The sequence below is a fragment of the Prescottella equi genome (assembly GCF_002094305.1).
Taxonomy (GTDB): domain Bacteria; phylum Actinomycetota; class Actinomycetes; order Mycobacteriales; family Mycobacteriaceae; genus Prescottella; species Prescottella equi.
This window is the reverse complement of record NZ_LWTX01000005.1, coordinates 104,293-118,574: the sequence shown is the minus strand read 5'-3', so window position 1 is coordinate 118,574 and position 14,282 is coordinate 104,293. Positions and strand designations below refer to the sequence as shown.

Sequence of the window (14,282 nt, the reverse complement as noted above, 5' to 3'; positions counted from 1 at the left end):
TGCGTATGGGGGGCACGAGAGCGTCGCTGATGAAGCCTGTCAACGGAGCGCTGACGCAGGCCGGCAACATCGTCCAACTGTTCGTCGACGTGGTTCGGAACACGTTCAAGCGGCCGTTCCAGTTCAAGGAATTCATCGAACAGGCATGGTTCATCGCGAGCGTGACGATCCTGCCGACCGCGCTCGTCGCGATTCCTTTCGGCGCGGTTGTGTCGCTGCAGACCGGTTCGCTGATCAAGCAGTTGGGTGCGGAGTCGTTCACGGGCGCCGCCAGCGTGCTCGCCGTGATCCAGCAGGGCAGTCCGATCGTGACGGCCTTGCTGATCGCGGGTGCCGCGGGGTCCGCCGTCACCGCCGATCTCGGTTCGCGGACCATCCGCGAGGAGATCGATGCCATGGAAGTGCTCGGCATCAATCCGGTGCAGCGGCTCGTCGTCCCCCGGGTGCTCGCGATGGTGCTGGTCGCGGTGCTCCTCAACGGGCTCGTGTCCGTCGTCGGCATCGCCGGTGGCTACTTCTTCAACGTCATCCTCCAAGGCGGCACCCCCGGTGCCTACCTGGCGTCGTTCTCCGCGCTGGCCCAGCTGCCCGACCTCTACATCGCGGAGGTCAAGGCCGCGATCTTCGGCGTCATCGCGGGTGTGATCGCGGCGTACAAGGGGCTGACGCCCAAGGGCGGCCCGAAGGGCGTCGGCGAGGCCGTGAACCAGGCAGTCGTGATCACGTTCCTGGTGCTGTTCTTCGCCAACCTGATCCTGACCATGGTGTATCTCCAGATCGTTCCGGCGAAGGGGGCATGACCCGATGACGATCGCGAGGGGGCGGGGCGACTATGCCCTGATGCGTGCGCGGCGCTGGGCCCGTAAACCGCTCGACGTGCTCGACAACGCGGGCGAGCAGATGTCGTTCTATTCGCGCGCCATCGCCTGGACGCCCCGTACGCTGCGGCGGTACCGCAAGGAGATGCTGCGCCTGCTCGCCGAGGTCACATTCGGCAGCGGCGCCCTCGCGGTCATCGGCGGCACCATCGGCGTCATCGTCATGATGTCCGGTTTCACGGGTGTCGTCGTCGGCCTCCAGGGCTTTGCGGCCCTCGACCAGTTGGGCAGCTCCGTCCTCACCGGCTTCCTGTCGGCGTACGTCAACACCCGCGAGATCGCCCCGATCGTCGCGGCGCTGGCGCTCTCCGCCACGGTGGGTTGTGGCTTCACCGCCCAGCTCGGCGCGATGCGGATCTCCGAGGAGATCGACGCTCTCGAGGTGATGGCTGTTCCCAGCGTGCCCTTCCTGGTCACCACGCGCATGATCGCGGGGTTCGTGGCGGTGATTCCGCTCTACATCGTCGGTCTGCTCGCCGCGTATCTCGCCTCCCGAGTGGTGTCGACGGTCTTCAACGGACAGTCGTCGGGCTCGTACGACCACTACTTCAACCTGTTCCTGCCGCCCGAGGACGTGCTGTGGTCCTTCGGCAAGGTTCTGGTCTTCGCGTTCGTACTGATCCTCATCCACTGCTACTACGGCTTCCACGCCCGCGGCGGCCCGGCCGGCGTCGGCGTCGCCGTCGGCCACGCCGTCCGTACGGCCATCGTCACCATCGCCGTGCTCGACTTCTTCCTGAGCCTGGCGATCTGGGGGACCACGACGACCGTGCGGGTGGCCGGATGATCGAGTCGCCGTCGAAGCTGCGCCGCCGGGTCCTGGGAGTTGCCTTCTTCCTGGTCCTGGCACTGTTCCTGGGCGGAACCATCGCGAGCTACAACAAGACGTTCAAGCACGTGGTCAAGGTCGACCTGGTCACCGACACGGTCGGCAACGCCCTGCCCCGCAACGCCGACGTGAAGGTGCGGGGGCTGATCGTCGGGGAGGTGCGCGAGGCGTCGACCTCGAACGGCAAGGTCACCTCGGTCATGGCGATCGACCCCGACAAGGCCGACCTGATCCCGTCGAACACCACTGCCCGGCTGCTGCCGAAGACGCTGTTCGGCGAGCGGTACGTCGATCTGGTGATTCCGGCCGATCCCAGCCCCAACCCGATCGAGGCCGGCGGCACCATCTACCAGGACAAGAGCGGCAACGCGGTGGAGCTCGGCAAGATGCTCGACGGGCTGCTGCCGCTGCTGCAGGCGATTCCGCCCGAGAGCCTGGCCTCGACGCTCGGCGCGCTGTCGCAGGCGCTCGACGGCCGCGGCGAACAGCTCGGCGTGACGCTGGACCAGCTCGACACGATCTTCGCGGGTGTCAATACCCGAATGCCGGACCTGCAGGCGGGCCTGCAGAGCTTCGCGACGTTCACGCAGACCTATTCGGACGCGGCGCCGCAGCTCGTCGACGCCCTCGACAACCTGCGCACCACCAACGCGACGATCGTGCAGGAGCGCCCGTCGATCGACGCGCTCATCTCGTCGGTGACGTCGACGGGGTCGAGCACCGCCGATCTGTTGACGACGAATCGTGACGCGCTGATCTCCATTGCCGCCGACTCGCGGGAGGCACTCGAGATCCTCGCTCGCTTCTCCGGAACGTTCGGCTGCACGTTCGCGAACTTCGCCGACGTGATGGCGCGGACCGGTGCGATCACCGGCGAGAACTCCCCGAATCCGGGGGCCCGGGCCACGATCGAACTGGTCAACCCGCGCGGCCGGTACCTACCCAACCAGGACGAGCCCCGCCTGATCGACACCCGCGGACCGCGCTGCTACGAGCCGCCACCGTTGGGGACCGACATCGGTCAGTACCCGGGCGGATCGATTCACGACGGGTCGTACCAGGTGCCGACTCGCAACCCGGGTGACCAGAACATCCCCGAGGTGGCGGCTCCGCAGTACGCGGTGACGCCGGCGTCCACCGCGACGCTCGCCGGTTCGCCGCTCGAGCGCGAGACCCTCGCCGTGGTGTACGGCCAGGCGACGGGGATGGCGCCCGAGGACGTGCCCGCGTGGACGACGACGATCGGCGCACCCGCGCTCCGTGGAAAAGAGGTGAGCGTCAAGTGAAGCGACAGCTGCGAGGGGTGGCTGCACCGCTCACCAAACTGGTGATCTTCGCGCTCGTGACGATCCTCGCGACGGGGGCGTTGGCGCTGACGATCGCGAACTCGGGGTCCCGGGGAGGTACCGAGTTCAGCGCCCGGTTCACGGACGTGACGTCTCTCAACAAGGGCGACGAGGTGCGGATCGCGGGTGTTCGGGTCGGTCAGGTCACCAAGATCGAGATAGTCGACGACCGTGAAGCGCAGGTCACGTTCGCACTCACCGACCGCGACTGGCTGCCCGCGAGCACGACCGCGACCATCCGCTTCCGCAATCTGGTGGGTCAGCGCTACATCGCGCTCGAACAGGGGACCGGTCAGCAGGGCTTCAAGATGAGCGCGGGGGAGACCATTCCGCTCGACCGCACCAAGCCCGCGGTCAACCTCACGACGCTGTTCAACGGGTTCCGGCCGCTGTTCCAGACTCTCAGCGCCGACGACGTGAACAAGCTGTCCTATCAGATCATCCAGGTGTTCCAGGGGGAGGGCGGCACCATCGAGGAGCTCGTGGCGAACACGGCGTCGCTGACGAACACGATCGCCGACAAGGACAAGGTCATCGGCGACCTGGTCACCAATCTCAACCGGGTCCTCGAAACGGTGAACAAGCGGGACGAGCAGGTGGACCAGCTGATCGTGAACACCGAACGTCTCGTGAGCGGCCTGTCCGCCGATCGCGGTGTGATCGGCCAGTCGGTGCAGTCCCTGTCCGAACTGACGAGCGCCACCGCGGATCTGCTGGTGCCGACCAGGCCGTCGATCCAGGGGTCGATCGCGGGCCTCAACACGTTGGCCGGACACGTCAACGAGCGGTCCGGGGAGGTGAACCAGGTGCTCGCGAACCTGCCGGTGAAGATGGAGAAGCTCGGTCGCGCCGGCAGCTACGGGTCGTGGTTCCAGTTCTACCTGTGCGGCATCGACGTCGTCGCCGGTCCCGGTACGGCGCCCCAACTCAACCTTCCGAGCGATCTGCCCACGATCAACCAGCCGATCTACACCAACGCGGCGCCGCGTTGCTGGGCGGACGGTGAGCCCCGATGACCAAGAAGCGCAATCCGGCCGTCACCGGTGCCCTGGGCATCGTCGTGGTCCTCCTCGCGACGATGTCGGCGTTCTTCCTCGACAGCCTGCCCATCGTCGGCGCGGGTAACCGGTACACCGCCGAGTTCACGGAGGCGGCCGGCCTCAAGCCCGGCAACGAGGTGCGGGTCGCCGGAGTCAAGGTCGGCAAGGTGTCGGACGTCGCACTCGACGGCGACCGGGTCCGGGTGACGTTCCAGACGAAGGACGCCTGGATCGGCGACCAGACGACCGCATCGATCCAGATCAAGACCATCCTCGGTCAGAAGTACCTGGCGCTGGACCCGCGGGGCACCGAAGTCCTCGACCCGGGTACCAGCATCCCGCTCGAGCGCACCACGTCTCCGTACGACGTCATCGACGCCTTCAGTGATGCCGCCACGACGCTCGAGGACATCGACACCACCCAGTTGGCGTCCAGCTTCGAGGTGTTGTCGCAGTCGTTCGCCGGCACCCCGGACGAGATCCGTGGTTCGCTCGACGGCGTCGCCCGGCTGTCCGAGACGGTGGCCAAGCGTGATCAGGAACTGAAGAAGCTGTTCGACGCGACCAAGCAGACATCGCAGATCCTCGCCGACCGCAACGACCAGTTCCAGAAGATCCTGGCGAACGGTGGCCTCGTGCTGGAGGAGCTCAACACGAGGCAGCAGGCGATCGGGCAGTTGCTCACCAGCACCCAGACCCTCTCGCGCGAGCTGACCGGACTGGTCGCCGACAACGAAGCGCAGATCACGCCCGCGCTCACGCAGTTGCAGGGTGTCATCGACATCCTCAACGCCAACCAGCAGAACGTGAGCAAGGCGCTCGAGTTGGCCGCGCCGTTCTACCGGATCTACGCCAACGTGCTCGGCAACGGCCGGTGGTTCGACTCGGTCGTCACCAACCTGACCCCGCCCGGCCTGCCGGAGATCCCCGGGTACCGCGAGCCTCTGCGCACCATGGAGGGGAACTGACATGAGTGAGGAGCGGGCAGCAACCCGCAAGTGGATCCCGGTGGCGCTGGTCGCCGCGGTCGTGGTCGTCGCCGTGGGCGTCCTGTGGTGGCTCTTCCAGAACGTCGGCACCACGAAGATCACTGCGTACTTCGACAAGTCCGTCGGCATCTACGAGGGCTCCGACGTACGTGTGCTCGGCGTCAAGGTCGGCACGGTGGACTCGGTGGAGCCGCAGGGCGATCAGGTCCAGGTCACGATGACCGTCGACCGGGGCGTCGACATCCCGGCCGACGCCAAGGCCGCCCAGGTGACGCCGTCGGTGGTGTCCGACCGGTACATCCAGCTCACCCCCGTCTACACGGGCGGCGAGAAGATGGCGAACGACGCGACGATCCCGCGCGAGCGCACGGCGACGCCCGTCGAGGTCGACCAGTTGTACGCGAGCGTGACCGAACTGTCCGAGGCGCTGGGCCCGAACGGCGCCAACAAGGACGGCGCGCTGTCCAACCTGGTCGACACCGCAGCCGCCAATCTGGACGGCAACGGCGACGCACTGGGCAACACGTTCACCCAGCTGTCGGCGGCGGCCCGGACGCTGTCGGACTCCCGGGCCGACATCTTCGACACCGTCAAGAACCTGCAGGTGTTCGTCAGCGCCCTTGCCGCGAACGACGCACAGGTGCGCCAGTTCAACACCCAGCTCGCGGACTTCAGCGGCTACCTGGCGGGGGAGAAGGAGAACCTCGGTCTCGCGCTGAACCAGCTCTCGCTGGCGCTGGGAGACGTGGCGCGGTTCGTGGAGGACAACCGGGAACTGCTGCAGGCCAACATCGAGGGTCTGACGACGGTCACCCAGACGGTCGCCGACCAGCGAGATTCTCTAGCCGAGGCGTTGGTGACGCTGCCACTGGCGATCAGCAACCTGGTCAACACCCACGACGCCGAGTCGGGGACGCTGCAGATGCGCGTCGACCTGCCCGATCTACAGGATCCGTTCGGTCTCGGCTGCAAGCTCATCGACATCGCCAAGCTCAAGCCGGGTGATCCCGAGTTCGAGGCGTTGGGTCGGCAGATGAAGCCGCTGATCGACAATTGCAAGGTCGTCACCGACCAATTGACCGCCGGCGTGAAGACGCCGACGCTCAACCTGCCCCTCGGCATCCTGAGCGGCGACAACCTGCAGCGCGGTGCGGTTCCGGGGACGGTTCCCGGAACCCCGTCCCCGCGCCTCGGCGGCGAAACGCAACGGCAGGGGGGCACGCCGTGAAGCATCTTCGGAGGACGGCCGCAGCCGCGGCCGGCGCATGCGTCGTCGCGTTGACCGTCGGCGCGTGCGGCTCGGACGGCATCTACTCGATCCCGCTGCCCGGCGGCGCCGACATCGGCAGCGATCCGATGCACGTGAAGATCGAGTTCGACGACGTACTGGACCTGGTGCCGCAGTCGACGGTCAAGGTCGACGGTGTCCCCGTCGGGCGCGTCGAGAACATCTCGGTGGCCGACGACGGCTGGACCGCGCAGGTCGAGACGCTGGTCAACAGTTCGGTGGATCTGCCGGCGAACGCGGTCGCCGAAGTCCAGCAGTCGAACCTTCTCGGCGAGAAGTTCATCGCCATCTCGGCGCCGCCGCAGGACGCGTCCACCGCCCGGTTGGCCAGTGGGGACACGATCCCGGTGGACCGTACCCGGCACGCCACCGACATCGAACAGGTCCTCGGCGCCCTGTCGCTGCTGCTCAACGGTGGCGGTGTCGCCCAGTTGCAGCCCATCGTCTCCGAACTGGAGAAGGCACTCGACGGTCGCGAGACCAAGGTCCGCGGACTGCTGGAGCAGGCGAACACACTCATCGCGGGTCTCGAGGAGCAGCGCGACTCGATCACGCGAGCTCTCGACGGCCTCGACACGCTGAGCGGTCGGGTGGCGGACCAGACGGTGAAGCTCGAGAAGATCCTCGACGAGCTGCCCGAGGGCGTGGAGATCCTGTCCGAGCAGCGCCCGCAGCTGGTGCAGATGCTGGGCCAGGTCGATCGGCTCGGGCAGGTCGGGACCGACGTGATCAACCGTTCCAAGGACGATCTGATCGCCGACCTGCGGGCCCTGCGCCCGACGCTGCAGGAGCTCGGTGCGGCGACACCCGACATCATCACGTCGGCACCGTTGGTCCCGACGTTCCCGTTCCCGGACTCGATCATCCCGTCCATCCACGGCGGTCAGGCCAACGTGTTCCTGTCCATCGATCTCCAGATCGGCGACACCCTGTCGAATCTGGGCGTCGGTAAGCCGGACCCTGTGTACTACCCGCCGAAGTACGGTCCCCCGGTTCCGGTGAACCCGGACAATCCCTACTACAACGGGAACGGGGCGCGGCCGGGCTGGCCGACGGTGTCGATCCTGCCGTTGCCGCCGATCGTCCCGAACCCGGTCCCTGAGCCGGGCACCGCGCCGGTGTCGGCGCCCGCGGCGGTCAACCCGTTCGACGCTTTCCTGAAGCAGTTGGGGGTGGGTGAGTGATGGTCTCGCGTCTGGCCAAGTGGCAGCTCGTGGCGTTCGTGGTCGTGGCCGTCCTCGGCATCGGTTACGTCGGTGCCAAGTACGTCCGCCTCGACACTTTGTTGGGGTTCGGGGAGTACCAGGTGGATGCCAGGTTCGCGAACTCCGGCGGGATCTTCACCAACGCCGAGGTGACGTATCGGGGTGTGCCGGTCGGTCGGGTCGGTGACCTGACCCTGACCCAGGACGGCGTATCGGTGGCGCTGATGATCGACGACAGCGCACCGCAGATCCCGGCGTCGGCGAAGGCTGTCGTCGCCAATCGGTCGGCGATCGGTGAGCAGTACGTGGACCTGCAGCCCGACACCGACGAGGGCCCCTTCCTCACCGACGGTTCGGTGATCCTGGAGAAGAACACCGCCACGCCGATCCCGGTGGAGGACCTGATCGGCAGCGTCGACCGGCTCGCCAGGTCGGTGCCCACCGACTCGCTCCACACGACGGTCGTCGAACTCGGCAAGGCCCTCACCGGCAAGGGTGGGGACCTGCAGGTTCTCGTCGATTCGCTCGGACGGTTCACCGAGACGGCCGACGAGGCGCTGCCGGAGACCCTCGCGCTCATCAGTGACGGGCGGACGGTGTTCGACACCCAGGCCGACCAGGCCGGCGCGATCCGCACGTTCAGCGACGGACTCGATCAGATCGCGGCGCAGTTGAAGTCCAGCGACCCGGACGTGCGTCGTCTCATCGGTACGGGCAAGGACGCGTCGGACACCGTCGGCAAGCTCGTGGCCGAGAGCGGCGACGCCCTCACGACCGACCTGACGAACCTGTCGACCACGTTGACGAAGGTGTCGCCGACGTTCATCGCGCTGCAGCCGATCTTCCAGTTCCTGCCGGCGCTGTCCGCGGGTGCGTCGGCGGTTGCGCCGGGCGACGGCACGATCCACTTCGGGTTGGTCCTCGAGACCAACAACCCGGTGCCCTGCACTCAGGGCTACGAGGGCACGCAGGAGATCCTCGCGCAGATGAAGGCGGAGAACCCGAACTTCGACGACACTGTGGACAACTTCCCGTTCAACGCGGACGCGCGGTGCACCGTCCCCCAGGGCAACCCGACGGGCGTGCGCAGCGCCGAGCGGATCGTGTACGCCGATCCGGAGACCCCGCAGCCGTGGGACAGCACGCCGAAGACGGACCCGGACAAGCTGAACCTCAACCCCATCGCGACGCAGATCTCGACCCTGTTGGGCGTCGTGCCGGTCCGGTAGCGTTCGGCAAGCATTCGTTACCCGAGAGTAAGGTTGCCGTGTGACGGAGACCACCAAGAACAACAACACCATCGTCGCGGCCACGGTTGCGGTCGGTGTGCTCCTCGTCGGCGCGCTCGCGGCGGCGGTGTGGTTCGGCTACGGGTGGGCGCACGCCGCGTTGTCGGAGAAGCCCGCCGCCGAGGCCCGGGAATCGGCACTTGCCGATGCGCGGCAGGCCGCGATCAACCTCAATTCGTTCGACGCCGCGAATCTCGACAAGTCGTTCTCCGACATCGAGTCGTCCATCACCGGCGCGCTGGTCGAGGACCTGAACGCCACCCGCGACCAGTTGGCGCAGCAGACCCAGCAGACCGGGGCGCGCAGTGAATCGGAGGTGTTGGGGGCGTCGTTGACCTCGCTCAACACCGACGACGGCACGGCCGACGCGATCGTCGTTCTGGCAACCGACACGTCCTGGCCCAACGAGACGTCGCGCAAGGTGCGGGTGACGATGCGGCTGACGATGGAGGAGGGCGACGACGGAGTGTGGCGGGCGTCGAAGTCCGTCAACCTCGGCAACGCCGCCGTGCTCGAGGAATCGCCCGCGGCCCCGCCGCAGGATCCTGCGGCTTCCGACCCGGATCAGGGCGTCCCCGCCCCGGAGTCGGACGCCGGCGGCCGGTAGCCGCACCACGTCTCACTGCACATCCCGGGCGGTAGGAATCGCGCCGCCCGACGGAAGGAGTTCTGCGTCATGCCTCCCATTCGCCGCACCACCAAGCCCGCGTCGTCCGGTCGGCGCCCGAAGATCGCCGGTACGGGTGGCGGGCGGCCGGGGAGTGAGGTCCGCGCGGCCGAGGTCGACGGCGACTCGAACCTCGGCGGTCCGGCGGCGGTCGGGGTCGCGGTCGTCGACGATGCTCGGCCGGTGGACTCGGCGCCCCCGGTGGGGGAGGGCCAGACCGGAACCGGCCCGACGCGGGCCGGCGGTCCGAGTCGCCGACTTCTCGCGATCCTCGGAGCGGCGGCGGCGGTGCTGGCTGCGTTCGCCGTGGTCGCAGCGTTCGAGCCGGGCGCGGACGTCGCGAACACCGCGTACGTCGACATCGGCGGCACCGCGGAGGTGTCGGAGGCGGCGCGCTCCGCACTGAACACGCTCTACACGTACAGCCCGGACACCATCGACGCGTACCCGGAGCAGGCCCGCAAGGTGCTCACCGAGAACATGCGCGGCGAGTTCGACAAGACGATCGATCCCACCGTGGCCGCGGTGAAGCAGGGCGGCACGGCCACGACCGTGCAGGTGACCGACGTCGGCGTGAAGGTGCTCGACGGTGACCGGGCCGAACTGATCACGAACGTGACAGTGAGCGCGGAATCGAACGGGGTAGCGCAGGACAGCGCGTCGGGCCCGTTGATCGTTCGGATGGAAAAAGTGGGCGGCGTGTGGCTATTGTCTGATATCGCGGATCAATAGTCCGGCGTCCCACAGATTCGGTCAGCGCCTCCTGTGGCCGGCGATTCGCTTGCACTGCCCCTCGGACGGTCCGTGATCGAATCGCCGGGACCCAGGCTTGACGCGACGATGATCTCGCGTCACTCTATCCGTGAACATTCACGCGTCTCACACGCGCGCAGCACCCCGACGGGTGTCCTTTCTGCTGCCCGGCTCGACATCTACTGAGTTTGGGTGTACTTTTGGACGTTGCGCTGGCTGCCTCCTGTCCACCTCTCGACCTCACTGCGGCGAAGTGATTACTTCCTGCTCCTGTGGCGAGGCTTCGTTCGGGTTGTAACCAGCGAATTCGCCCCACAGAAGAAGCAGATACAGCGGCGGTCGCACCAGCAAGAGCGGCCCGCGTGAGGTGCTGGAAGGACGCATCTTGGCAGTCTCTAGCCAGACCAAGGCAGTAGCCGGAATCCCCGGAGCCCCCCGAAGGGTTTCGTTCGCGAAAATTCGCGAACCCCTCGAGGTCCCAGGGCTCCTCGATCTACAGACTGATTCGTTCGAATGGTTGGTCGGCTCGCCGAGTTGGCGCGAGCGCGCGGCCGCACGCCGCGACGGAGCGGTGACCGGTGGTCTCGAAGAGATCCTGGCCGAGCTCTCGCCCATCGAGGACTTCTCCGGGTCGATGTCGCTGTCCTTCTCGGACCCGCGCTTCGACGAGGTCAAGGCCTCGGTCGACGAGTGCAAAGACAAGGACATGACCTACGCGGCGCCGCTGTTCGTCACCGCCGAGTTCATCAACAACAACACCGGTGAGATCAAGAGCCAGACGGTCTTCATGGGTGACTTCCCGATGATGACCGACAAGGGCACGTTCATCATCAACGGCACCGAGCGCGTCGTCGTGTCGCAGCTGGTCCGTTCGCCGGGCGTGTACTTCGACGAGTCCATCGACAAGAGCACCGAGAAGACCCTGCACAGCGTCAAGGTCATCCCGGGCCGTGGCGCGTGGCTCGAGTTCGACGTCGACAAGCGCGACACCGTCGGTGTCCGCATCGACCGCAAGCGCCGCCAGCCGGTCACGACGCTGCTCAAGGCGCTCGGCATGACCGACGAGGAGATCCGCGAGCGGTTCGGCTTCTCGGAGATCATGATGGCCACCCTGGAGAAGGATCCGGCCAAGAACACCGACGAGGCCCTGCTCGACATCTACCGCAAGCTGCGTCCGGGCGAGCCGCCGACCAAGGAGAGCGCGCAGACCCTCCTGGAGAACCTGTTCTTCAAGGACAAGCGCTACGACCTCGCTCGCGTGGGCCGTTACAAGATCAACAAGAAGCTGGGCCTGAACACCGGCCTGCCGATCGAGGCGTCGACCCTCACCGAGGACGACATCGTCACCACGATCGAGTACCTGGTGCGTCTGCACGCCGGCGACACCATGATGACCGCTCCGGGCGGCGTCGAGGTTCCCGTCGAGGTCGACGACATCGACCACTTCGGCAACCGTCGTCTGCGCACGGTGGGCGAGCTGATCCAGAACCAGATCCGCGTGGGCCTGTCCCGCATGGAGCGCGTCGTCCGCGAGCGCATGACGACTCAGGACGTCGAGGCGATCACGCCGCAGACCCTGATCAACATCCGCCCGGTCGTCGCCGCGATCAAGGAGTTCTTCGGAACCTCCCAGCTGTCGCAGTTCATGGACCAGAACAACCCGCTGTCGGGCCTGACCCACAAGCGTCGTCTGTCGGCGCTGGGCCCCGGCGGTCTGTCCCGTGAGCGCGCCGGCCTCGAGGTGCGAGACGTCCACCCGTCGCACTACGGCCGTATGTGCCCGATCGAGACCCCCGAGGGTCCGAACATCGGTCTGATCGGTTCGCTGTCGGTGTACGCGCGGGTCAACCCGTTCGGCTTCATCGAGACCCCGTACCGCAAGGTCGAGAACGGTCAGCTCACCGACCAGGTGGACTACCTGACCGCGGACGAGGAGGACCGCCACGTCGTGGCGCAGGCCAACTCGCCGGTCGACGCGAACGGCCGCTTCACCGAGGACCGCGTCCTGGTCCGTCGTAAGGGCGGCGAGGTCGAGTTCGTCTCGTCCTCCGACGTCGACTACATGGACGTCTCGCCGCGCCAGATGGTCTCCGTCGCGACCGCGATGATTCCGTTCCTCGAGCACGACGACGCCAACCGTGCCCTGATGGGCGCGAACATGCAGCGTCAGGCGGTTCCGCTGGTCCGCAGCGAGGCACCGCTGGTCGGTACCGGCATGGAGTTGCGTGCCGCGGTCGACGCCGGCGACGTCATCGTCACCGAGAAGACCGGTGTGGTCGAGGAGGTCTCCTCCGACTACGTGACGGTCATGGCCGACGACGGCAGCCGCACCACGTACCGCCTGCGCAAGTTCGCGCGCTCGAACCAGGGCACGTGCGCCAACCAGCGTCCGATCGTGGACGAGGGTCAGCGGGTCGAGGCCGGTCAGGTGCTGGCCGACGGCCCCTGCACCGAGAACGGTGAGATGGCGCTCGGCAAGAACCTGCTCGTGGCGATCATGCCGTGGGAGGGCCACAACTACGAGGACGCGATCATCCTGTCGCAGCGCCTCGTGGAAGAGGACGTCCTCACCTCGATCCACATCGAGGAGCACGAGATCGATGCCCGCGACACCAAGCTCGGTGCCGAGGAGATAACCCGGGACATCCCGAACGTCTCCGACGAGGTGCTTGCCGATCTCGACGAGCGCGGCATCGTCCGCATCGGTGCCGAGGTCCGCGACGGCGACATTCTGGTCGGCAAGGTCACCCCGAAGGGCGAGACCGAGCTGACCCCCGAGGAGCGCCTGCTCCGCGCGATCTTCGGTGAGAAGGCCCGCGAGGTTCGCGACACGTCGCTGAAGGTTCCGCACGGTGAGTCCGGCAAGGTCATCGGCATCCGCGTGTTCTCGCGCGAGGACGACGACGACCTGCCTCCGGGCGTCAACGAGCTGGTCCGCGTCTACGTTGCCCAGAAGCGCAAGATCCAGGACGGCGACAAGCTCGCCGGCCGCCACGGCAACAAGGGCGTCATCGGCAAGATCCTCCCGCAGGAGGACATGCCGTTCCTGCCCGACGGCACCCCGGTCGACATCATCCTGAACACCCACGGTGTTCCGCGTCGTATGAACATCGGCCAGGTCCTCGAGACGCACCTCGGCTGGATCGGCAAGACCGGCTGGAACGTGCAGATCGCCGGCGACGGTTCGCGCCCGGACTGGGCTGCGACGCTGCCCGAGGAGATGCTGTCCGCGCCGGCCGACTCGAACATCGCCACTCCGGTGTTCGACGGCGCCAAGGAGGACGAGCTCACCGGTCTGCTCGGCTCGACGCTGCCCAACCGTGACGGCGAGCGCATGGTCGGACCGGACGGCAAGGCGACGCTGTTCGACGGTCGCTCCGGCGAGCCGTTCCCGTACCCGGTGTCGGTCGGCTACATGTACATCATCAAGCTGCACCACCTGGTCGACGACAAGATCCACGCGCGTTCGACCGGCCCGTACTCGATGATCACCCAGCAGCCGCTCGGCGGTAAGGCCCAGTTCGGTGGCCAGCGCTTCGGTGAGATGGAGTGCTGGGCGATGCAGGCGTACGGCGCCGCCTACACCCTGCAGGAGCTGCTCACCATCAAGTCGGACGACGTCGTCGGCCGCGTGAAGGTGTACGAGGCCATCGTCAAGGGCGAGAACATCCCCGAGCCGGGCATCCCCGAGTCCTTCAAGGTGCTCCTCAAGGAGCTCCAGTCGCTGTGCCTCAACGTGGAGGTGCTGTCCTCGGACGGCGCAGCCATCGCGATGGCCGACGGCGACGACGAAGACCTCGAGCGTGCCGCCGCGAACCTGGGCATCAACCTGTCCCGGAACGAGGCCGCGACCGTGGACGATCTCGCGAACTAGTTTTACGGTCCCCGGGCCGTGGGCATGCCCACGGCACCCACGGCCCGGGGGCGCTAGAGCACATTTGAATTGGCAGTCAGGAGAAGCGGATCTCACCCGCTGATCCACAATCCCTCTGGGGAAA

At 67.0% G+C, this 14,282-nt stretch carries 11 protein-coding genes; all 11 read left to right on the top strand.

Features of this window, described 5'->3' with window-relative positions; all coding sequences use genetic code 11:
* The first annotated feature begins 5 nt into the window (after nt 1–5).
* The 11 genes from A6I89_RS14340 to rpoB all read left to right on the top strand — a co-directional run bounded on the left by A6I89_RS14340 (nt 6) and on the right by rpoB (nt 14,158).
* Complete coding sequence (locus A6I89_RS14340; RefSeq protein ID WP_005518234.1) at nt 6–800, top strand: MlaE family ABC transporter permease; 795 nt, start codon at nt 6–8, stop codon at nt 798–800.
* A 4-nt stretch (nt 801–804) separates the two neighbouring features.
* Nucleotides 805–1,665 carry an MlaE family ABC transporter permease gene (locus A6I89_RS14335; RefSeq protein WP_005518236.1) on the top strand — a complete coding sequence of 287 codons (861 nt, stop codon included), beginning with the start codon at nt 805–807 and terminating at the stop codon, nt 1,663–1,665.
* Entirely contained in the window at nt 1,662–2,993 is a 1,332-nt protein-coding gene (locus A6I89_RS14330; RefSeq protein ID WP_013416949.1) for an MCE family protein, read from the top strand. Before A6I89_RS14335 ends, A6I89_RS14330 begins: the two co-directional genes overlap by 4 nt.
* 8 nt (nt 2,994–3,001) lie before the next feature.
* Entirely contained in the window at nt 3,002–4,069 is a 1,068-nt protein-coding gene (locus A6I89_RS14325; RefSeq protein WP_037086055.1) for an MCE family protein, read from the top strand.
* The gene (locus A6I89_RS14320; protein WP_022597445.1) at nt 4,066–5,061 is read left to right on the top strand and encodes an MCE family protein; all 996 of its coding nucleotides are present in this window, start codon (nt 4,066–4,068) and stop codon (nt 5,059–5,061) included. Before A6I89_RS14325 ends, A6I89_RS14320 begins: the two co-directional genes overlap by 4 nt.
* A 1-nt stretch (nt 5,062) precedes the next feature.
* Nucleotides 5,063–6,310: an MCE family protein gene (locus A6I89_RS14315; protein WP_022597443.1), complete on the top strand. Its 1,248-nt coding sequence runs from the start codon at nt 5,063–5,065 to the stop codon at nt 6,308–6,310.
* Entirely contained in the window at nt 6,307–7,554 is a 1,248-nt protein-coding gene (locus A6I89_RS14310) for an MCE family protein (RefSeq protein ID WP_005518241.1), read from the top strand. Before A6I89_RS14315 ends, A6I89_RS14310 begins: the two co-directional genes overlap by 4 nt.
* The gene (locus A6I89_RS14305) at nt 7,554–8,804 is read left to right on the top strand and encodes an MCE family protein (protein WP_005518242.1); all 1,251 of its coding nucleotides are present in this window, start codon (nt 7,554–7,556) and stop codon (nt 8,802–8,804) included. Before A6I89_RS14310 ends, A6I89_RS14305 begins: the two co-directional genes overlap by 1 nt.
* A 40-nt stretch (nt 8,805–8,844) precedes the next feature.
* Nucleotides 8,845–9,471, top strand: coding sequence for a hypothetical protein (locus A6I89_RS14300; protein WP_022597442.1), 627 nt, complete (start codon nt 8,845–8,847; stop codon nt 9,469–9,471).
* 69 nt (nt 9,472–9,540) lie between these two features.
* Nucleotides 9,541–10,263: a hypothetical protein gene (locus A6I89_RS14295; protein WP_022597441.1), complete on the top strand. Its 723-nt coding sequence runs from the start codon at nt 9,541–9,543 to the stop codon at nt 10,261–10,263.
* A gap of 388 nt (nt 10,264–10,651) precedes the next feature.
* On the top strand, nt 10,652–14,158 hold the full coding sequence (rpoB, locus tag A6I89_RS14290) for a DNA-directed RNA polymerase subunit beta (RefSeq protein ID WP_022597440.1): 3,507 nt from the start codon (nt 10,652–10,654) through the stop codon (nt 14,156–14,158).
* Nucleotides 14,159–14,282: the final 124 nt, after the last annotated feature.

Bases quoted from the DNA above. Each gene is read 5' to 3' on its own strand.
- A6I89_RS14340 (WP_005518234.1), top strand. From the start codon at position 6: ATGGGGGGCACGAGAGCGTCGCTGATGAAGCCTGTCAACGGAGCGCTG.
- A6I89_RS14335 (WP_005518236.1), top strand. From the start codon at position 805: ATGACGATCGCGAGGGGGCGGGGCGACTATGCCCTGATGCGTGCGCGG.
- A6I89_RS14330 (WP_013416949.1), top strand. From the start codon at position 1,662: ATGATCGAGTCGCCGTCGAAGCTGCGCCGCCGGGTCCTGGGAGTTGCC.
- A6I89_RS14320 (WP_022597445.1), top strand. From the start codon at position 4,066: ATGACCAAGAAGCGCAATCCGGCCGTCACCGGTGCCCTGGGCATCGTC.
- A6I89_RS14315 (WP_022597443.1), top strand. From the start codon at position 5,063: ATGAGTGAGGAGCGGGCAGCAACCCGCAAGTGGATCCCGGTGGCGCTG.
- A6I89_RS14305 (WP_005518242.1), top strand. From the start codon at position 7,554: ATGGTCTCGCGTCTGGCCAAGTGGCAGCTCGTGGCGTTCGTGGTCGTG.
- A6I89_RS14295 (WP_022597441.1), top strand. From the start codon at position 9,541: ATGCCTCCCATTCGCCGCACCACCAAGCCCGCGTCGTCCGGTCGGCGC.